Raw genomic sequence first — 19,043 nt, 5'->3', positions numbered from 1 at the left:
GGCGCCTTGGGCTTAGTCTCCAGCCCATGGCTCGCTCTGCTGCCTTTCCTGCGATGGCGCCGTTTCCGGCGGTCCGGGACGTTGCCACGCTGCTCAAGCCGATCACCTGGTTTCCGCCGATGTGGGCGCTGCTGTGCGGTGTCGTTTCTTCGGGCGTGCCGGTCCTTTCACGCTGGTCTTTCCTGATCGCCGGGCTGGCGCTGGCCGGGCCGCTGGTGTGCGGCACCAGCCAGGCGGTGAACGACTGGTTCGATCGCCATGTCGATGCCATCAACGAACCGCACCGGCCAATCCCGTCCGGGCGCATCGCCGGGCGTTGGGGCCTGGCCATCGCCATCGGCTGGACGGGCCTGTCGTTGCTGGTTGCCGCGCTCACCGGGCGGTGGGTCCTGGCAGCGACCATGCTGGGCCTGGCCTGTGCCTGGGCCTATAGCGCACCGCCGCTGCGCTTGAAGACCAGCGGCTGGATCGGCCCGGGAGTCGTTGCGCTGAGCTATGAGGGGCTGAGCTGGTTCACCGGGGCTGCGGTCATGGCCGGGGCACTGCCATCCGGCCGTGTCCTGGCGGTGCTGTGCCTTTACAGCCTTGGCGCCCATGGGATCATGACCTTGAACGATTTCAAGGCCGTGGTCGGCGATCGGATGACCGGATTGCGATCGCTGCCGGTGGTTCTGGGCGAGCGCCGCGCGGCCCTGTTGGCCAGCGCGGTCATGGCCGTGCCGCAAGCGTTGGTCGTGCTGCTGTTGCTGCGCTGGGACATGGCCATTTCGGCGCTTGCCGTGGCGTTGGCGCTGGCGACGCAGATCGCGCTGATGCCGCGGCTGGTTGCCGATCCGGCGGCGCGTGCGCCCTGGTACAACGCCACCGGGGTTTCGCTTTACGTGCTCGGCATGATGGCCGCCGCGTTCGGCCTGGGAGGATACCTGTGAGACAGCACGCATTCGGCTGGTGGTCCATCCTGCGTCTGGGTGCGGTGCAAGCGGCGATCGGCGCGATCACCATGCTGGCCACTTCGTTGCTCAACCGCCTGATGGTGCTGGAATATGGGCTGGCGGCGGGCATTCCGGCCGGCCTGGTCGCCTGGCATTACGGCGTGCAGCTGTCCCGCCCGCTGTGGGGCCATGGATCGGACGTGGGCCGCCGCCGCACGCCATGGATCCTGGCCGGGATGGTAACCTTGGGCCTGGGCGCGCTGCTGGCGGTGCGTGGCGTTACCCTGCTGGACGTTTCGCGCGGGCAGGGCATTGCCCTTGCTGTGTTTGCCTTCACCCTGATCGGCGCCGGCGTGGGCGCGGCGGGCACATCGGTGCTGGCCTTGCTGGCCACGGGGGTTGCGCCCGAACGGCGCGCGGCGGCCGCGGCGGTGACGTGGATCATGATGGTCTTCGGCATCGTGGTGGCGGCGGGTGCGGCCGGCGCCCTGCTCGATCCCTATTCCAAGCAGCGGCTCACGGCGGTTGCCTCGGGTGTGGTCGGCGTGGCGCTGTTGGTCACGCTGCTGGCCACGTTCCGGCTGGAGGGGCAGGCGCCCCTGCTGCGCAATGCCACGCGTTCGGCCGATCCGCTGCTGTCCCTGCGCCAGGCGCTGGCAGAAATCTTCGCCGACGATGAAGCGCGCCGCTTTACGCTGTTCATCTTTGTCTCGATGCTGGCCTACAGCATGCAGGACCTGATCCTGGAGCCGTTTACGGGACTGGTCTTTGCACTGACGCCCGGCCAATCGACCAGCCTTTCGGGCCTGCAGAACGGCGGCGTGCTGGTCGGCATGATCGTTTCGGGCGTGGGTGGCAGCGCGTTTCGCGGGCGCCTGCCGATCGAATTGCGCACCTGGACGATGGTGGGCTGCCTGGGTTCTGCTGCGGCGCTGGCCGGCCTGGCAGTGGCTGCCTGGGTCGGCCCAGGCTGGCCGATTGCGGCCAATATCGCGTTGCTCGGCCTGTGCAACGGCGCCTTTGCGGTTTCGGCCATCGGCTCGATGATGGGGCTGGCCGGGGCAGGCCGCAGCAACGGGGAAGGCGTGCGCATGGGGGTGTGGGGCACCGCGCAGGCGATCGCATTCGGGCTGGGCGGGCTGATCGGGGCGTTGGGCGTCGACGTGGCGCGGGGCGCCTTTGGCCGACCGGGCATAGCTTTTGCGGTGATCTTTGCTGCCGAAGCCGGGCTGTTCCTGGCTTCCGCCGTGCTGGCCATGCGCACGCGCAGCCAGCCATCCCCCGCCGCCCGCCTGCAGTCGGTGGGCGTATGACACCGGACGCCACTTTCGATGTGGTGGTCGTGGGCGGTGGGCCAAGCGGCGCCACCGCGGCCTGGGACTTGGCCCGCGCCGGGTGTTCGGTGCTGCTGCTCGACCGGGCGGGGCGGATCAAGCCTTGTGGCGGTGCCGTGCCGCCGCGGCTGCTGGAAGAATTCGATGTGCCGCAAGCGCTGCTGGTGGCGCGTGCACGCGCGGCGCGCATGGTCGCCCCGTCTCGCCGCGCGGTGGACATGCCAGTGGGCGATATCGGCTATGTCGGCATGGTGGACCGCGCCGCGTTCGACGAATGGCTGCGCCAGCGCGCGGCCACGGCGGGGGCAGAGCGGCGCGTCGGAACGTATGAAAGCATCACGCACGACGCTGCGGGTGGCGCGATCGTCTCTTATCGCGCCCAGCGCGGCGGCGCCATGCACGCCGTGCGCGCCCGGCTGGTAATCGGCGCCGATGGTGCGCGTTCGGCCATCGCGCGCGCGCATGTGCCCGGTGCCGGCCGCAACCCTTGCGTCTTTGCCTATCACGAGGTGATCCGCGCGCCGGTCGAGACGGGCGAGGGCCAGGCGGGGCGGGGCTTTGATGGTGGGCGCTGCGATGTGCTCTACCAGGGTCGGGTGTCGCCCGATTTCTATGGCTGGGTCTTTCCCCATGGCGAGACGGCCAGCGTGGGCGTGGGCAGCGCGCGCAAGGGCTTTTCGCTGCGCGGCGCGGTGCAGCTGATGCGCGAGGACATGGGCCTGGCGCGCTGCGAGACAATCCGCCGCGAAGGCGCGCCAATTCCGCTCAAGCCATTGAAGCGCTGGGACAACGGGCGCGACGTGCTGCTCGCGGGCGATGCTGCCGGGGTGGTTGCCCCGGCCTCGGGCGAGGGTATCTATTATGCCATGGCCGGGGGGCGCATCGCGGCGCAGACCGCGCTGGCTTTCCTGGCCAGCGGCAATCCGGCGGTGCTGCGCCAGGCGCGCCGCGATTTCCTGCGCGCGCATGGCCGGGTGTTCTGGATCTTGGGCATGATGCAGCGCTTCTGGTATTCCAGCGACGAGCGCCGCGAACGCTTCGTGGCGATGTGCGCCGATCGCGATGTGCAACAGCTTACCTGGCAGGCCTATATGAACAAACGGCTGGTACGGCAGCACCCCTGGGCCCACTTGCGCATTTTCCTCAAGGATTGCGCGCACCTGCTGGGCATTGCCCGCAGCCCTGCAGAAAGCCCCGCGCCATGAGCCGGCCATGGGCCATGCCGGTGGGGATCGCGGTCGTCGCGGCGCTGGTCATCGCGCTCCTGGGCGGCACGATCACGGATCTGGGGCCCTGGTATCAGGGCTTGCACAAGCCGGCCCTCACCCCGCCGCGCCCGGTCTTTCCGATTGCCTGGACACTGATTTTCGCGCTGGCCGCCACGGCGGGGGTCACGGCCTGGCGCGGGGCGCGGGATGTGCGCACGTCCGACACGGTGATCGGCCTTTTCGCGCTCAATGGCTTCCTCAACATATTGTGGAGCCTGCTGTTCTTTCGCCTGCAACGGCCGGACTGGGCCTTTTTCGAATTGATCGCGCTGTGGTGCTCCATTGCGCTGCTGATCGTCTATTGCCTGCGCATTTCGCGCCTGGCAGCGGCGCTGCTGCTTCCCTACCTGGCCTGGGTCACGGTGGCGGGCCTGCTCAACTGGCAGGTCGTGCAACTCAACGGGCCGTTCTAGAACGGCCATGCAGGCCTATTTCGCCTCGGGCCATGCGGCCGACGTGATGCTGGCCGCACTGGTGCTGGAGGCGGCCTGGCTGTTTGCGCGCAGGCGGCGTCTGGGCCTGGTGCTCGTCATGCTCGGCCCGGCGGCGCTGATCGTGCTGGGCCTGCGCGCGGCGCTGGTTGGTGCGCCCTGGCCATGGATCGCCCTGCCGCTGGCCCTGTCGCTGCCGATCCACCTGGCCGATCCGCGCCTGTGGCAGCGCGCGCCCGCCGATGGAAGCAGCGCGCGCCCTAGCGCGGCAGGAACCCTTGGGCGAGCATGGCGACCAGTTGCTGCGCGATTTGCGCCGGCTGCAGGGCGCCGCCCGGATCGTGCCAGCGGCCCGGCCAGTTGAGCGCACCGGCCAGGGCAAAGCCCAGCAGCTTGGTATCGACCGGGGCGAGCGAGCCATCGGCCACGCCTTCTTCGATCAGTTCGCGCATCGCCGTGTCGATCTTGCGCTTGAGCGCCTGGAACTGTGCCCGGCTTTCCGGGCCAAGTGCCTCTGCCCCGGTGCGCACCACGCAGCGCCCGAAATCGTCCATGTTGACCTGGGCATAGCGGGTAAGAAAGGCAATCAGCCGATCAGCCCCGGTGCCCGCGCTCTGTCGCGATTGTTCGGCCGCCTCAAGCAGTTGCGACAGGCCGATGGTGACGCATTCGAGCAGCACCTGATCCTTGTTGCCCAGGTAGTGGTAGATCGTCGGCTTGGAGATGCCCAGCCTCGCGGCAACGTCATCCAGCGAGGTCTGGTGAAAGCCGCGCTCGTTGAACATCTGCACCGCCGCGCGCAGCACCGCCTCGCGCTTGGCGGCGCGCGCCTTGCTGCGCTGTTGCGGGGATTGGAACGGGGAATCGGCAGGCGGCAAGATTTAACTCCATGCGCGGAACGCTGCCGTGTTGACACGATACCAGGCAGAAGGCAATCTACTCATGAGTAAACAATAGTCCGGTCAGTTTTATGATTCTCGATGAAACCCAGATTGCCGTGCGCGACATGGTCCATGCCTTTGCCCAGGAGCAGTTGCGCCCGCAGGCCCGCGCGTTCGAAGCGGCCGGTGGCTATCCGCCCGAACTCTTTGCGCAGCTTGCGCAATTGGGCCTGATGGGAATGGCCGCACCCGAAAGCGAGGGCGGGGCCGGGCTCGATGCAGTGTCCTATGCCCTGGCATTGATGGAGATCGCTGCGGGCGACGGCGCGCTGTCGACCATCGTTTCGATCCACAACAGCCTGATCGTGGCCGGCATCCTGCGCTATGGCAGCGAACAGCAGCGTGAGCGGTTCCTGCCCGATCTGGTCGCAGGCCGCGCCACCGGCGCCTTTGCCCTGACCGAGGCCGACGCCGGATCGGATGCCGCTGCACTGCGCTGCCGCGCCGACCGGGTGGACGGTGGCTGGCGCCTCAACGGGGCCAAGCAATTCATTTCCAATGGCCGGATCTCCCGGTTGGCAATCGCCTTTGCCATGACCGACCCGGCAGCGGGCAAGAAGGGCATGACCGCGTTCCTGGTCCCGACCGATAGCCCTGGCTATGTCGTGGACAAAGTGGAGCACAAGCTGGGGCAGTGGGCCTCGGACACGTGCGCGATCCGCTTTGACGACGTGTTCGTGCCCGATGCCATGGTGCTGGGCGCGCCCGGCGAGGGCTATCGCATCGCGCTGTCCAACCTGGAAGCCGGGCGTGTCGGCATTGCCGCGCAGTGCATCGGCATGGCCGACGCCGCCATGGCCATTGCGCTCGACTATGCCAAGGAACGGCGCAGCTTCGGCCAGCCGATCATCGCCCACCAGGCGGTGGGGCACCGCCTGGCCGATCTGGCCGCCCGGCTGGAAGCGGCGCGGCAACTGGTGCTGCATGCCGCCGCCGTCAAGCAGACCGGCGCGCCGTGCCTGACCGAAGCGTCGATGGCCAAGCTCGTGGCCTCCGAAACGGCCGAGGCGGTGGTTTCGGGCGCGATCCAGACCCTGGGTGGCTATGGCTACCTTGAGGAATATGGCGTGGCCAAGATCTATCGCGATGTGCGCGTGTGCCAGATCTATGAAGGCACATCCGATATCCAGCGCATGGTGATTGCGCGCGCGCTGGCCGGATGAGGGCACCCTCGTTTTTCGGCCAGTGAGGCCCATCGGCAAAGCCGTCTAAGACATCAGCAAATCGATAATCTGCGGGAGATGCATTCATGGATATCAATGGCGTTGCGGCAATCGTGACCGGCGGGGCCTCGGGCCTGGGCGCGGCCACGGCCGAACTGCTTGCCGCGCGCGGGGCCAAGGTCACGCTGTTCGATCTCAATGCCGAACTGGGCACGGCCAAGGCGGCGGAAATCGGCGGCCTGTTCAAGGCGGTCAACGTCACCGACGAAGACGCCGTGGCCGATGCCATTGCCGAGGCCGAAGGCCTGAACGGCAAGGCGCGGATCCTGGTCAATTGCGCCGGGATCGGCCCGCCGGCCAAAGTGCTCAACCGCGAAGGGCAGCCGCTGCCGCTGGCCGATTTCGCCCGGATCATCAACATCAACCTGATCGGCACGTTCAACGTGCTGTCGAAATTCGCCGCGCGCATTTTCGATGCCGAGCCGCTCGATGCCGATGGTGCGCGCGGGGTGATCGTCAACACCGCCAGCGTTGCCGCGTTCGACGGGCAGATTGGCCAGCCGGCCTATGCCGCGAGCAAAGGCGGGGTGGTGGCCATGGCCCTGCCGATCGCCCGCGAACTCGCCCGCTTCGGCATTCGCGTCAACACCATCGCGCCGGGCATTTTCTGGACGCCGCTGCTCGCCAGCCTGCCGCAGGAAGCGCAGGATTCGCTCGGCAACCAAGTGCCGTTCCCCAGCCGCCTGGGCCAGCCGGCCGAATATGCCAAGCTGGTGGAAGCGATCGTGACCAACCCGATGCTCAACGGCGAAGTGATCCGCCTGGACGGCGCGATCCGCATGGCGCCGCGCTGACACCAGGACGCCGGGCCGAACAGAAAAGGGAGAGGGTGATGAGCGGGATCGGGATGGCAGCGGCGCAAGACCTGGCGCGGAAGGTGGAAGCTTTCGTGCGCGCCGTGGTGGTGCCTTATGAAAAAGACGGTCGGCGCGACCATCATGGCGCGCCGACCGACGACCTGGTGCGCGAACTGCGCGAAAAGGCGCGCGCGGCGGGCGTGCTGACCCCGCATATCCTTCCCGGCGGGGGCCACCTGACCCAGCGCGAAACCGCGGTGGTACTTGCCGCCACCGGGCTTTCCCCGCTGGGCCCGCTGGCCTGCAACACCGCAGCGCCCGATGAAGGCAACATGTACCTGCTGGGCAAAGTGGGCGATGCCCATTTGCGCGAGCGCTTCCTCAAACCGATGGTGGAAGGCCGCGCGCGGTCGGCCTTTTTCATGACCGAGCCGGCCGAACTGCAAGGCGCGGGATCCGACCCTTCGATGATGATCACCACCTGCCGCAAGGACGGCAACCACTGGGTGGTCAATGGCACCAAGTGCTTCATCACCGGGGCCGATGGCGCGCAAGTGGGCATCGTGATGGCCCGGTCGGATGAGGCGGACAGCCAGGGCGGGGCGTGCATGTTCCTGGTGGACCTGCCCGATCCTTCCATCCGCATCGACCACGTGCCCAATACGATCGACACCTCGATGCCGGGCGGCCATGCCACGGTGACGATCGAAAACCTGCGCGTGCCGGCCGACCAGATGCTGGGCCAGGCGGGCGAAGGCTTCAAGTATGCGCAGATCCGCCTTTCGCCCGCGCGCCTTTCGCACTGCATGCGCTGGCTTGGCGCCTGCCAGCGCGCCAACGAGATTGCCAGCGACTATGCCAATCGCCGCATGGCCTTTGGCAAGCCGTTGATCGACCACGAGGGCGTGGGCTTCATGCTCGCCGAAAACCTGATCGACCTGAAGCAGGCGGAACTGATGATCGACTGGTGCGCGGGCGTGCTCGACACCGGCAGCCTGGGCACGGCGGAAAGCAGCATGGCCAAAGTGGCCGTGTCCGAAGCGCTGATGCGCGTGGCCGATCGTTGCGTGCAGGTGATGGGCGGCACCGGCGTGACCGACAAGACGATCGTGGAGCAGGTGTTCCGCGAAATCCGTGCGTTCCGCATCTATGATGGCCCCACCGAAGTGCACAAGTGGAGCCTGGCCAAGAAGATCAAGCGCGACTGGAAGCAGGCCCAGGAAACCGTCGATGCCCACTGACAAGCTCGACGCGGCGCAGATCGCGCAGGCCAATGCCGGCGTAGGCGCGGTGCGCACCGCGCTGGACGAAGGCGCGCTGGCTTCGTGGCTTTCCGCCCATGTCGATGGCTTTGCCGGGCCGCTGACCATTGGGCAGTTCAACGGCGGGCAATCGAACCCCACCTATCGCCTGGAAACGCCGGGCGCGCGCTATGTCTTGCGGCGCAAGCCACCGGGCGCCGTGCTCAAAGGCGCACACGACGTGCTGCGCGAAGCGCGCGTGCAGCAGGCCCTGGCGACAAGCGACGTCCCGGTGGCGCGCATCCTGGGCGTGTGCGACGACGATGTCGTGATCGGCAGCGCGTTCTACGTGATGGACATGGTAGACGGGCGCGTGTTCTGGGACACGAGCTTTGCCAAGGTGCCCAAGGCGGAGCGAGCCGCCTATTTCGATGAGATGAACCGCGTGATCGCCGCGCTGCACGGCGTGGACCACGTGGCAGTGGGCCTGGCCGACTATGGCAAGCCGGGCAACTACTTCGCGCGGCAGATCGGGCGCTGGACGCGGCAATACCTGGAAGACGAGCTTGCCGGCCGCGACGCCGATATGGACGCGCTGGTCGCCTGGCTGCCCACGGCCATTCCCGACGATGACACGACCACCCTGGTCCACGGCGATTTCCGCTGCGACAACATGATCTTCCACCCCAGCGAGCCGCGCGTTCTGGCGGTGCTGGACTGGGAATTGTCCACGCTGGGGCACCCGCTGGCGGACTTTGCCTATCACGCCATGCTCTATCGCATGCCGCCCGACATCGTGGCGGGACTGGGCGGGGCGGACCCTGTGCCATTGGGCCTGCCGAGCGAGGCGGACTATATGGCCCGCTATTGCGCGCGCACGGGGCGGGATGGCATTGCCAATTGGGATTTCTATGTCGCGTTCCAGTTCTTTCGGCTGGCCGCGATCTTTCACGGGATCAAGGGCCGCGTGCTGCGCGGCACGGCGGCCAACGCCCAGGCGGCGGAGCGGGCGAAAGCCTTCCCCCGCCTGGCCCGGCTGGGCCGCGAAGCGATGGAGGCCTGCGCATGAACGATGATCTGGTGGTGCTGGAACGGCACGATGCCGTGGCGATCCTGACGCTCAACCGCCCGACCGCGGGCAACACGCTGGACATGCCCACCGCGCTGCGGCTGGAACAGCAGGTCGATGCGGCGATTGCCGATACCGCGGTGCGCTGCGTGGTGCTGACCGGCATGGGCAAGCTGTTTTGCGGCGGGGGTGACGTGAGCGCGTTCGGCACGGCGAGCGAGGGGCCGTCGGCCTTTCTCTTCGCGCTGGCAGGCGCGGTGCATCGCAGCGTGCTCAAGCTCGCGCAGATGGGCAAGCCGCTGGTCACGCTGGTCAACGGCCCGGCGGCGGGCGCGGGGCTGAGCCTGGCGATCCTGGGCGACGTGGTGCTGGCCGCGCCCGGGGCGCACTTCACCGCCGCCTATGGCATGGTGGGGCTGACCCCCGATGGCGGCATGAGTTGGACGCTGCCACGCGTGGTAGGCTTGCGCCGCGCGCAGGAGATCATCCTGACCAACCGCCGCATCGGCGCAGAGGAAGCCGCGGCGATTGGCCTGGTCACCCGCACCGTGGCGGCCGAGGATCTGCACGCCGAGGGCCTGGCCGTGGCGCAACGCCTGGCGCAGGGGCCGCTTGCTGCCATCGCCGGCGCCCGCGCACTGCTTGCCGAGAGCCTGCAAAACGACCTGGCCACCCAGCTTGACCTGGAAGTGGTGCGCATTGCCCAGGCCGGCGCCGGGGCCGAGGCCGCGGAAGGCATCGCCGCCTTTGCGCAGCGCCGCGCGCCGCGTTTTGCGTGAAAGCCCGACCCGAACTACGTCTGTGACGTAGTTTCGGAGAGGCTGCCGGTGCCGAACCCAAAATTCGCCTTCCGGCGAATTTTGAATCAGCCTCCAAGTCGGCAGTTGCCTTGATCACGAAACCACCAATTTGAAATTAAAAATATTGCTATTGCTCAAGTGCTGCTCCGTGTTAGCTTTCGTAATCCTGCAATAAATACCAAGATTCGTGTCTTGCAGGGCCGGAAGCGGGGGCAGCCGGTATGGTGGATTCACAGAAATCGGTTGGTTCAGATGCGGCATATGCGGCGCCAAGGCGAGTTTTGCCTTATTGGCTGCGCGTCTGTGCAGTCCTGGTGGCGTTAACCAGCCTTGGCGTTGGTTTGGTTGCTTTTGTTCATAGTTTGATCGTCGTCAACAGCACGCACAAGAGCAATTTCCACCTCGTGGAAATCGCCGCACAAGGGCTGCAATCCTGGCCGCTGGATATCGAGCGCATGGCGCGGGCCAATGTGAATGCTACCAAGCGCCAGGATAATAACGCTGCTTCCGCCAAACAAGGTTGGCAAAGCGGAAATCGGATACTTGTGATGTTTCACCCCGATCTGGGGCGATACATGCTGCATATTCGTGCGCCCGATAAGGATGGCGCCTGCCCCGGAATCCCGCTGGGCGCGCGTTCGCTGGCTATCGGCTATGAGCAGGGCGAACATCCCGGCCAGGGCATAAGGCTGGAAGTGACTGGCGTGGTTCGCAGCGACGACTACGGCCAGCCGGCCAAGGTCGTGGCGTGCTTCCTGGCGCGCGTGCCGCTCGACCGGCTGATCAACACCGGTGTGGAAGACACGCCGATTTCCCACTTCCTGCTGGTCGATGGGCAAGGCCGGATCGTGGCGCAAGTGGGCGATCCGCCGCTGACCGTCGATGCCATTGCCGATCTGAATGATACCGGCGCGATGGGGCGCAACATCGCGCGGGAACTGGGCAGTGGTCTGGGGCTCAAGGATGGCGAGGGTGGGCCGGCCAATCCGCCAAAGCCCTCCATCGGCACGGCGCAAGATGTCGTTTCGCTCAGCGCCGGCGGTGAGGACTATCTCGCCTATATCAAGCCCTTTCTGGTGCCCAACGCCGTGAGCCAGCCGTGCAGCGGCGCGGTGGGCACGCCTATGGCGGCCAGCGGCAATGCCGGGGGCACGACGGCCTGCTATATCGTGGCGCTGATGCCGAAATCGGCGATGACCGCGCGCTGGCTGGAGACGATGCCGGTGGAACGGGTGGGGGCGACGTTGGGCCTGTTGTTCCTGGCAGCGCTGTTGCCGTTCCTGCGCTTTCAACTCATGGGTGCGGCGCAGTCCTCTGGGCCGTTCGAAGTGATTGCGATGCTGGCCGGGGTGCCGGCGGCATTGGTGCTGGCGCTGTTCATGGTGTTGCTGGCCCACGATACCGATGCCGGGCGGCGGTCCATCGCACAGGCGGCGGGGGACGTGGCGCAACGGCTGGCACTCGATACGGGGGGCCAGGTGGCAAGGCAGGCGGGCCGGCTGGCCGCCTTGCTGGAAACGGCAGACGCGGCGCAGTGCAGTGGATTTTCCGACGTAACCTTGTTGCACGAGGATGGGGAGGCGCCCTCCGACGTGCCTGCGAACGATGGCGCCCGCGCGCCGGCAGGGGCCGAGAAGACGCGCATCTGCACCGCCAACCCCCGCCGGCCGGTGGCCATCGACATCAGTGGGCGCGATTACTTCCAGCGGCTGCGTGACCAGAACGGCACCGCGACGCCAGGGCATGCCGCTACCTATCTGGCCAGCGGCGTGCGATCGCAAGTGATGGGCGTGGATACGGCGGTGATTGCCGCGCGCCTGGCAGGGCCTGGGGGCCAAGCCGATCGCTATGCCGTTGGTTCGTTTCAATTGGCTGCGCTTATGCAGCCCGGTGCGCGGGCAGGCCTGCGCGCAGACCAGCGCTTCATGGTGGTGGAAACGCGCAATTGGAATGGGAATGATCTGCGCCTGCCGGTGATCTTTCACGCCCAGCGCGGCCATGCCGGGCAGGAAAACCTGGCCGACCAAGCCGAAACCGATCCCACCATCCCGACACAGATCGTGTCCTTGGCGCAGAATTCTGCGCCAGGCGGCGGTGCGCCGGTGTTGCACTTCAAGGCCCGCTATGCCGGGCGCCTGGCCAGCTTTGCCGCCGTGGCCGTGCCCGGGACGACCTGGGTCGTGCTGGTATGGAGCAATGTCGCCGAAATCGATGCCGTGGCGGCGCGCACGGCCAGCCTGGGCTTGTGGAGCAGCCTGGCTTTGCTGGTGGTGATGCTGGTGGTGGCGGGTGGGCTGGTGATGGCCTTACGGATGAAATCCCCGTTGCCGGGGGGATGTCCGCCGGCACGCTGGGCCAATATCTGGCCGCACGAAGCGGGCGCGCAAGCCTATGCCTGGCTGGCCAAGCGCATCCTGCCATTGGCCGGTGGCATCCTGATGGTGTCGGTGCTGCTGGCGCTGGCCCTGGACGGAATGGCGCCGGGCCTGTCGTTTTGCGCCCTTGCCGTGCCGTTCACGGCGGTGGCCGTGGGCGTGGGCTTATCGATGCAGCGGGATACCGACGATGCCCTGACGCAAAAGGCGGAACAGCCGTTCTTCCGCCTGGTGGTGGGGACGATTGCGTTGGTTGCACTGGTGCCCGCTGTGCTGGTGTGGCTGGATGCGCGCGCCTTTTCCGTGGCGCATCACGCTGCCGACAGGCATGTGGCTGATCTGGCTGCCAACGCGGATCGTGATCGCCGCGCGCAACTCATGGCCATGGCGCAATGCCAGGGCTTTGGAGTCGATGGGTTGAGCCTGGCCACGCAGCAGCGGGAGCGCAACGCCTGCACCACGGCGGTGGCCGTGGCGCCTGCCGCCGCGATCGACCAGGCCGCTCCTCCTCAGGCCGTTCACGCGCCATTTTCGGCATGGCCGGCTTCGGCACTGGCCGCATCCATCTGGGGAATGCGGCAGGATTACTGGTTTGGTGCGCCCGCCGGTGTTGCGCCGGCTGGCGCGTCTGCCAGCGCCAGCTATGACGTGGAGTGGCGCCTGCCGTTGCTGGACTGGTTGAGCCTCGCCGTGTTCGGCGTGGTGCCGGTGATCGCGCTTTGGCTGGGCTTGCCGCGCCTGTTGCTGCGCGCGCTATGCGGGTTTGGCGTGCCGCTGGGCTTGCCCGTGTCGCTCCAATCCGACGTGCCGGGGGTGCCGCGTCTGCTGGTGGTGGGCGGCGACCATGCCAGCCGCAGCACGTTGATGGCGGACCTTGCCGGAACCGACCCGCAGAACAGCGCCAGGATCGACCTGTCGGACGTGCTGCTCTACGAAGACGCCCCCGCGCTGGCAGACAGCAAGATCTGCCAGCGTGCGGACGATAAGATCGGTGATGCGCGCATCGTTCAGGTCTATGGCCTGTCGTTGTTGCTGCGCGATCCCCTGCGGCGCCGGGCGGCGCTGGTTTTCCTGGAATGCGTTGACCGAGCCGTGGCCAGCGGGCGGGTGGAAAGGTTGGTGGTCTATTCCGATCTCACCCCGCTGGAACGCATTCTCGATGTAGTGGATGGGGAAAGTTTCGGCCAGGGCGAACGATCGGGGGGCCTGGAAGAGCTGCGCTGGGCGCGGTTTTTCCAGACGTTCGTGACCTATACGCCAGCCGACGGTGCCCTGTTGATCGATCCCCTGGCGGTGGAGCACATGGCCGATCTCTCCCTGTCGGCGAAGGCCCTGCTGCGCGAATTGCGTCACCTGCCCAGCCATATCGTCGCCACGCTGCTGCCCGGTGTGCTGGCCCACGCAGATCGCGCCGAACGTACTGCCGCGCTGGCGGATTGGGCACGTTCACGCCATCTGCCGACGGTGCCCGCTGCGATCGATTTCCTGCGCGTGCACCTGATCGAATACTACGAGCAGTTGTGGTTTGCCTCCACCCAGGCCGAACGGGTGGTGCTCGATGCCATTGCACGGGGCCATTTCGTCAACATCCATGCCTCGCTCGTGGTGCGTTCACTGGTGCGGCGGCGGCTGGTGACGCTGGAGCCGGGGCCGCGCCTGTTCAACGACAGCTTTGCCATGTTCGTGCGGCAGGCCGAGCGGCCCGAAACCATCCGTAGCTGGCGCAACAAGTTGCCCAAGGGCGAATGGAACCTGGCGCGGTGGCCGCTGCTGGTGGGGGTGCCGCTGGGCCTGCTGCTGGTGGCCTATGGCGCGGCGCAACAGGGGGACAATCTCAACGCCACGATTTCGGCGCTGCTCGCCGGCATTCCGATGCTGATCGGGGCCTTTTCGCGGCGGCAGGCGGCGGGGTGAGCCAACTGGGTGAACCGGCAGGATGAGTAGACAGGACAAGGGGGCCGAGATGGACGAGGCGAAGGCGACGGACAATGCCATCGACGCGCGGCGCGCGTTGTTGCGCCAGTGGGTGGGCGGCAAGGGGCCGGAAATCGATGCGGCGGTGCCGCCCGGCACGATGGGCGTGGCGTTTTCGGGCGGCGGCATTCGCAGCGCCACCTTGAGCCTGGGGTTGGCCCAGGCGCTGGCGCGTGCAGGGCGTCTGCTCGATTTCGATTACTGTTCCACCGTTTCCGGTGGCGGCTATTTCGGCAGTTTCCTGGGCAGCCTGTTCCTGCCCGACAGCGCGCGCGGTGGCAATGCCGGCCTTGGCGCAACCGATAGCGTGATATTGGATGAAGCGGATCTGGCACAGACCGTGCTATCGTCGCGTTCGGACGCCACGCTGTTGCCGTGGGATGGGCGGACCTTGCGCCACCCGGTGCGCTGGCTGCGCGAGCATAGCCGCTATCTGGCGCCCAACGGCGCGTCGGACTATCTGCCCGCAGCCGCCTATATGGCGCGCAACTGGCTGGCGATGCTCTATGTCTTCCTGCTGCCGGTGGTGTTTCTGGCCACGGTGATGACCGGGCTGACGGCCTGGACGGTGGCGAATGCCGATCCGAACGGAACCTTGCGCGCGCCGCTTTCCGCCGCGCCGATGGCGGCGAATGCGGCGGGCTGCCTGCAACCGGTGCGCACTGGTGCCTGTGCCCAGCCGTTCCATCTGCTGCCCAGCCTGCTGTGGTGGCCGGTGCTGGCGCTGGCCTTTGTCACCCTGGCGGTGTGGTTGGGCTATTGGTACACGGAAGTGCTATCCTCTGCCGGGCGCGGTCAGGATCAGCGCAGCCGGGACAAACAAAGCCCTGCCTGGGCGCGGCTCACGGCCGGCATCGTGCTGTGGCTGGCTGCCATTGGCGTGGGCTGGGCCGCCTGGCGCCAGTTTCCGTCTGGCGAGGGGGCCAGCCTGATGGTGCTGGCGGGTGTGCTTCTGGCGGTGATCGGTGCGTTGGCCGCACTTCTGGCCGCTTACCTGTCCCAGCATGCCAAAGTGGCGCCCGATGATGCCTATACCGCCGACGTACGCAGCCGGTTGACGCGCTGGGGCGGCAATCTGCTGGGGCTGTCGCTGGGCCTGGCGGCACTGGCCACGATCAACACCTTGGGATTGAGTGCCTATGACTGGATCGCGCGCCAGAACCAGGCCGGGATTGGCCTGCGCCAGGCGCTGGGCCTGGCGCTTGCGCCGCTGGGAGCCTGGCTGATCAACAAGTTACCCGGTTGGGTGAGTGGCGATGGCAAGCTGGCGGCGATGCTGGGGCGCCATGTCTGGACCCTGGCGCTGGCGGCCGGGGTGCTGCTCTATGGACTGGTTTCGGTGGGGGCGGATGTGACGGTGCAGGCCCTGTTGTTCGATGGGCAGCGCTGGGTGTCCGGCTTGCCAGGGCGATGGAACGGGCAAATTGTGGCGATCGCGCTTGTCGTGGTGCTGGGCCTGATGATGGCCACGGGCTGGGCCACCGGATTCATCAACCTTTCGTCGCTCCATGGCATATATGCCGCGCGGCTGACGCGGGCGTATGTCGGGGCGACCAACATCAACCGGCTGCAAGGCGGTCTCCCCCGTCCCGAAGCCAGGCCGGGCAAGGGAGGTGACGCGGCCAAGCCGATCACCGAGACCGATCCGGGCGACCAGGTGCCGATCGCCGTCTATCAGCAACAGCGCACCCTGGCGCCGCTGCACCTGATCAACGTGACGCTCAACGAAACGGTCAGCAGCGCCCATTCGCAGTTGCTGGAACGCGATCGCAAAGGCGTGCCGATGGTCTTTGCGCCCGAGGGGCTGTTCGTCAACGCCACGACACCGGGCACGCCGACGGGCGCGTTCTTTGCTTGGAGCGCGTTGGAAGCAGCCGGGGTGGAAGGGCTTTCGCTGGGGCAGTTGTGTGCGATTTCCGGGGCGGCGGCGTCAACCGGGATGGGATCGCGCACCACGCTGGGTGGGTCGCTGGCGCTGTGCTTTGCCAATATCCGCCTGGGCTATTGGTGGCATGTGGACATGCTGCTGCGCGAAAGCGAGGGCGAGCCGCGCAAGCGGAAAGCCTGGCATTTCACATCGCGGCTGTTCCGCACGTTCTTCTATCTCGGTTCGGAAATGCGCGGCTATTTCACCCGCCGCTACAGCCGCGTCTATCTGTCCGACGGTGGCCATTTCGAGAACAGCGGCGCTTACGAACTGCTGCGGCGGCGGGTCCGCACGATCGTGGTGGCCGACAATGGTGCCGATCCCGGCTTTGTGTTCGAAGACCTGGAAAATCTGGCGCGAAAGGCGCGGATCGACCTGGGGTTTGGCTTGGAAGTGGCCAAGCCCACCAAAGTGCAGCACCTGGTGGGCAGCACGGCCGCCGCCCTGTTCCTCAATGGCGAGGAGGAGGACTGGCGCCTGCGGGCGGCGCGGCGCAGCGCGCCAGGCACGGCGGCGAGCCCGATCGACCGCGCGTTCTGCCTGCTGCTCGAAGTCCATGGCCGCACAGTGCCCGAGGATGACAATTCCTATGGCGTGATCGGGCATATCGTGTGGATCAAGCCGCGCCTGTGCGAAGGGGTTTCGGCCGATGTCACCGGCTATGCCACGGCGCACTCCGCCTTTCCGCACGAAACCACCGGGGACCAGTTCTTCGACGAGGCGCAGTGGGAAAGCTATCGCCGGCTGGGCTTTTTCATGATGGAGGAACTCCTTTCCACCCACGACTGGCAAGAAAACCTGCTGCGCCAGATCAACGATCCGGCACGGTGGTAGGCCGTATCGCAGGCCAAGTGGCGGTGAACCGGGCGTGAGCCACCAGCGATTGACCGGCGCGCGCAAAAGAGTCCGGTCAACGGCGGCCCTGCCTGCGCAGGTCAGAGTTGGATCTGCCGTGCAATGCCGATCGCGTCCAGGAACGAGCCATCGTGGCTGACCACCAGCAGCGCGCCGTCGTAGTCGCGCAGCGCCTGCTCGATAATCTCGATGGATGCGATGTCGAGGTGATTGGTCGGTTCGTCGAGCATCAGCAATTGCGGCGTGGTGCGCGCCGATAGCACACAGGCCAGGCCGGCGCGCAGGCATTCCCCGCCGCTCAACTGCCCGACCAGCTTGTCGCCCTCGGTGTTGCGGAAGGCAAACCTGGCGAGCGCGGCACGGGCGCTGTTATCGTCCAGTCCGGGGTTGAGCCGGCGCATGTTGTCGATCAGGCTGGTCGCGCGATCAAGCATGCTTACCGTCTGGTCCAGGAGGGCGTGCGCCACGGGGCGTTCGATCCGGCCGCGGGTTGGCATGGCCAAGCCTGCTGCAAGCCGCAGCACCGAGGACTTGCCGGTGCCGTTGCGGCCGGTCAACGCCACGCGTGCGGGGCCGTGCAGGTCGAATGACAGATCATCGATAATCGTGCGCCCGCCAGCCTCCCATGTCACGCCGTCGAACGCGAGGACAAGCCGGTTCGCGTGCAGGCCGCACGGTGGCAACACGATCTTGAGCGGCGTTGCCACCTCGACATGGGACCGTGCCGCTTCGAGTGCCGACGCCTGCGCTTCGATGCGCTGCTGGGCAAGGGTATGGCCACGGCCACCGCTGTTCTGCGCGCGCTCGCGTTGCCGGCCAAGCAGGATTTTCGGCGCGCTGCCGCTGGCGGCATAGGCCTGACCACTGCGATCGCGCCGTGCCTGTCTCTCTTGCGCGGCCTGTGCTTCGCGCCGGGCGGTGCGAGCTTGCCGTTCCGCCTCGGTCAGGTTTGCCTCGGCGCGCGCTTTTGCCGCGTCACGTGCTTCGACCCAGGATGACCAGCCACCGCCGTGGACCGCTAGCCCGGTCGGCGAAAGCGAGACGATCCGGTCCACCCCTTCGAGTAGATGGCGATCATGGCTGACGAGCAGCGCGCCGCCGCGCCAGTTCGCCAGAAGATCGGCAATGGCCGCCCTGCCATCCGCGTCGAGGTTGTTGGTGGGTTCGTCGAGCAACAAGAGGTCGGGACACGCGATCAGCACGCGGGCAATTGCCAGCCGGGTCCGCTCGCCACCGCTGAAGCTGGCCAGCGGGCGCCCAAGGTCAGGTGCTGGCATGCCCACGCTGGCCAGGGCATCGGCCAGCCGATGGGGCAGGGTCCAGTCCGCTTCGGCAAAATCGTGTTCCGTGCCAGCGCCGGCTTCGATGCGGTCCAGTCGGGCGAGTTGGGCGGCAACACCCAGGGCACACGCTGCCGATTCGGTGCCCGGCGCCACGGCCTGGCCGAGCATGCCGATCGTGCCTTTCACGGTGATCGTGCCGGCTTGGGGCGGGATAGTGCCGAGGATCGCGCGCAGCAGCGTGGATTTGCCCGCGCCATTGCGGCCAACTACGCCGACACATTCCCGGCCGAGATTGAGCGACAGGCCGGAAAACAGCGGCTGACCGACAGGCGTGGCCAGGGCCACGGATTCGAGCGTGAGGAAAGATGACATGATGGTACCGGATTCAGGAAAACGACGGGCGAAATCAGCGCGTCTTCCGGTCCATTTCACGCTCCTGCGGTTTACATGATCAGTCTTAGAATTTCAGGGCATTACCAGATCGGGCCGATGCTGGCAATTCGCCGCACGCGCTGCGGCGCACCCGGCTCCGATCCTGCCTGCTGCGGGCCGGTTGCCAGTCTGCAAAGGGTGAGGCGACAGCCGCGCCAAGC

The 19,043-nt window shown here is 67.0% G+C and carries 15 protein-coding genes; 12 read left to right on the top strand and 3 right to left on the bottom strand.

The annotated features are described in order from the left end of the window. Positions 1 to 26 precede the first annotated feature (26 nt). Genes chlG through FHT19_RS24405 form a run of 5 tightly spaced genes read left to right on the top strand, consistent with a single transcriptional unit; the run spans position 27 to position 4,329 of the window. On the top strand, positions 27 to 929 hold the full coding sequence (gene chlG, locus FHT19_RS10740) for a chlorophyll synthase ChlG (RefSeq protein ID WP_168557234.1): 903 nt from the start codon (positions 27 to 29) through the stop codon (positions 927 to 929). Beyond that, on the top strand, positions 926 to 2,245 hold the full coding sequence (locus FHT19_RS10735; RefSeq protein WP_248290407.1) for a BCD family MFS transporter: 1,320 nt from the start codon (positions 926 to 928) through the stop codon (positions 2,243 to 2,245). Before chlG ends, FHT19_RS10735 begins: the two co-directional genes overlap by 4 nt. Further along, positions 2,242 to 3,471, top strand: a complete 1,230-nt coding sequence (locus FHT19_RS10730) for a geranylgeranyl diphosphate reductase (protein ID WP_169475122.1) — start codon at positions 2,242 to 2,244, stop codon at positions 3,469 to 3,471. Before FHT19_RS10735 ends, FHT19_RS10730 begins: the two co-directional genes overlap by 4 nt. After that, on the top strand, positions 3,468 to 3,947 hold the full coding sequence (locus FHT19_RS10725) for a TspO/MBR family protein (protein WP_169475121.1): 480 nt from the start codon (positions 3,468 to 3,470) through the stop codon (positions 3,945 to 3,947). Before FHT19_RS10730 ends, FHT19_RS10725 begins: the two co-directional genes overlap by 4 nt. Positions 3,948 to 3,954: 7 nt before the next feature. Then, entirely contained in the window at positions 3,955 to 4,329 is a 375-nt protein-coding gene (locus FHT19_RS24405; protein ID WP_248290406.1) for a hypothetical protein, read from the top strand. On the opposite strand, the gene FHT19_RS10715 is transcribed toward FHT19_RS24405, so the two are convergent. Beyond that, a complete protein-coding gene (locus tag FHT19_RS10715; RefSeq protein ID WP_248290405.1) occupies positions 4,226 to 4,843 on the bottom strand; it encodes a TetR/AcrR family transcriptional regulator in 618 nt (205 codons plus the stop codon). The two genes, FHT19_RS24405 and FHT19_RS10715, sit on opposite strands and share 104 nt — an antisense overlap. Before the next feature lie 92 nt (positions 4,844 to 4,935). Here FHT19_RS10715 and FHT19_RS10710 point away from each other — a divergent pair, with 92 nt between their 5' ends. The 5 genes from FHT19_RS10710 (at position 4,936) to FHT19_RS10690 (ending at position 10,015) form a co-directional block, all read left to right on the top strand. Then, positions 4,936 to 6,069 carry an acyl-CoA dehydrogenase family protein gene (locus tag FHT19_RS10710; protein WP_169475120.1) on the top strand — a complete coding sequence of 378 codons (1,134 nt, stop codon included), beginning with the start codon at positions 4,936 to 4,938 and terminating at the stop codon, positions 6,067 to 6,069. Between the two features lie 86 nt (positions 6,070 to 6,155). Further along, the gene (locus FHT19_RS10705) at positions 6,156 to 6,923 is read left to right on the top strand and encodes an SDR family NAD(P)-dependent oxidoreductase (RefSeq protein ID WP_168557230.1); all 768 of its coding nucleotides are present in this window, start codon (positions 6,156 to 6,158) and stop codon (positions 6,921 to 6,923) included. A 38-nt stretch (positions 6,924 to 6,961) separates the two neighbouring features. Next, a complete protein-coding gene (locus FHT19_RS10700) occupies positions 6,962 to 8,167 on the top strand; it encodes an acyl-CoA dehydrogenase family protein (protein ID WP_169475119.1) in 1,206 nt (401 codons plus the stop codon). Next, positions 8,157 to 9,236, top strand: a complete 1,080-nt coding sequence (locus FHT19_RS10695; protein ID WP_169475118.1) for a phosphotransferase — start codon at positions 8,157 to 8,159, stop codon at positions 9,234 to 9,236. The genes FHT19_RS10700 and FHT19_RS10695 overlap by 11 nt, the downstream gene beginning before the upstream one ends. Beyond that, on the top strand, positions 9,233 to 10,015 hold the full coding sequence (locus FHT19_RS10690; protein WP_169475117.1) for an enoyl-CoA hydratase/isomerase family protein: 783 nt from the start codon (positions 9,233 to 9,235) through the stop codon (positions 10,013 to 10,015). Before FHT19_RS10695 ends, FHT19_RS10690 begins: the two co-directional genes overlap by 4 nt. Positions 10,016 to 10,356: 341 nt before the next feature. Here the strand turns inward: FHT19_RS10690 and FHT19_RS10685 are convergent, their stop codons facing one another. After that, positions 10,357 to 10,620, bottom strand: coding sequence for a hypothetical protein (locus tag FHT19_RS10685; protein WP_169475116.1), 264 nt, complete (start codon positions 10,618 to 10,620; stop codon positions 10,357 to 10,359). Between FHT19_RS10685 and FHT19_RS10680 the strand changes: the two genes are divergently transcribed. Together FHT19_RS10680 and FHT19_RS10675 are read left to right on the top strand one after the other, a co-directional pair. Next, a complete protein-coding gene (locus FHT19_RS10680) occupies positions 10,612 to 14,325 on the top strand; it encodes a hypothetical protein (protein ID WP_169475115.1) in 3,714 nt (1,237 codons plus the stop codon). The genes FHT19_RS10685 and FHT19_RS10680 overlap by 9 nt on opposite strands. A 49-nt stretch (positions 14,326 to 14,374) precedes the next feature. Further along, positions 14,375 to 17,146, top strand: coding sequence for a hypothetical protein (locus FHT19_RS10675; protein ID WP_169475114.1), 2,772 nt, complete (start codon positions 14,375 to 14,377; stop codon positions 17,144 to 17,146). Between the two features lie 101 nt (positions 17,147 to 17,247). Here the strand turns inward: FHT19_RS10675 and FHT19_RS10670 are convergent, their stop codons facing one another. Next, positions 17,248 to 18,822, bottom strand: a complete 1,575-nt coding sequence (locus tag FHT19_RS10670) for an ABC-F family ATP-binding cassette domain-containing protein (RefSeq protein WP_169475113.1) — start codon at positions 18,820 to 18,822, stop codon at positions 17,248 to 17,250. Positions 18,823 to 19,043: the final 221 nt, after the last annotated feature.

The organism is Novosphingobium sp. SG919 (genome assembly GCF_012932495.1).
Taxonomy (GTDB): Bacteria; Pseudomonadota; Alphaproteobacteria; order Sphingomonadales; family Sphingomonadaceae; genus Novosphingobium; species Novosphingobium rhizosphaerae.
This window is presented reverse-complemented; position numbering and strand designations above follow the sequence as displayed.

Coding starts and splice junctions, on each gene's coding strand:
- chlG (WP_168557234.1), top strand. CDS start 27: ATGGCTCGCTCTGCTGCCTTTCCTGCGATGGCGCCGTTTCCGGCGGTC.
- FHT19_RS10685 (WP_169475116.1), bottom strand. CDS start 10,620: ATGCAGCATGTATCGCCCCAGATCGGGGTGAAACATCACAAGTATCCG.
- FHT19_RS10670 (WP_169475113.1), bottom strand. CDS start 18,822: ATGTCATCTTTCCTCACGCTCGAATCCGTGGCCCTGGCCACGCCTGTC.
- FHT19_RS24405 (WP_248290406.1), top strand. CDS start 3,955: ATGCAGGCCTATTTCGCCTCGGGCCATGCGGCCGACGTGATGCTGGCC.
- FHT19_RS10675 (WP_169475114.1), top strand. CDS start 14,375: ATGGACGAGGCGAAGGCGACGGACAATGCCATCGACGCGCGGCGCGCG.
- FHT19_RS10695 (WP_169475118.1), top strand. CDS start 8,157: ATGCCCACTGACAAGCTCGACGCGGCGCAGATCGCGCAGGCCAATGCC.
- FHT19_RS10730 (WP_169475122.1), top strand. CDS start 2,242: ATGACACCGGACGCCACTTTCGATGTGGTGGTCGTGGGCGGTGGGCCA.
- FHT19_RS10680 (WP_169475115.1), top strand. CDS start 10,612: ATGCTGCATATTCGTGCGCCCGATAAGGATGGCGCCTGCCCCGGAATC.
- FHT19_RS10705 (WP_168557230.1), top strand. CDS start 6,156: ATGGATATCAATGGCGTTGCGGCAATCGTGACCGGCGGGGCCTCGGGC.
- FHT19_RS10725 (WP_169475121.1), top strand. CDS start 3,468: ATGAGCCGGCCATGGGCCATGCCGGTGGGGATCGCGGTCGTCGCGGCG.
- FHT19_RS10710 (WP_169475120.1), top strand. CDS start 4,936: ATGATTCTCGATGAAACCCAGATTGCCGTGCGCGACATGGTCCATGCC.
- FHT19_RS10690 (WP_169475117.1), top strand. CDS start 9,233: ATGAACGATGATCTGGTGGTGCTGGAACGGCACGATGCCGTGGCGATC.
- FHT19_RS10700 (WP_169475119.1), top strand. CDS start 6,962: ATGAGCGGGATCGGGATGGCAGCGGCGCAAGACCTGGCGCGGAAGGTG.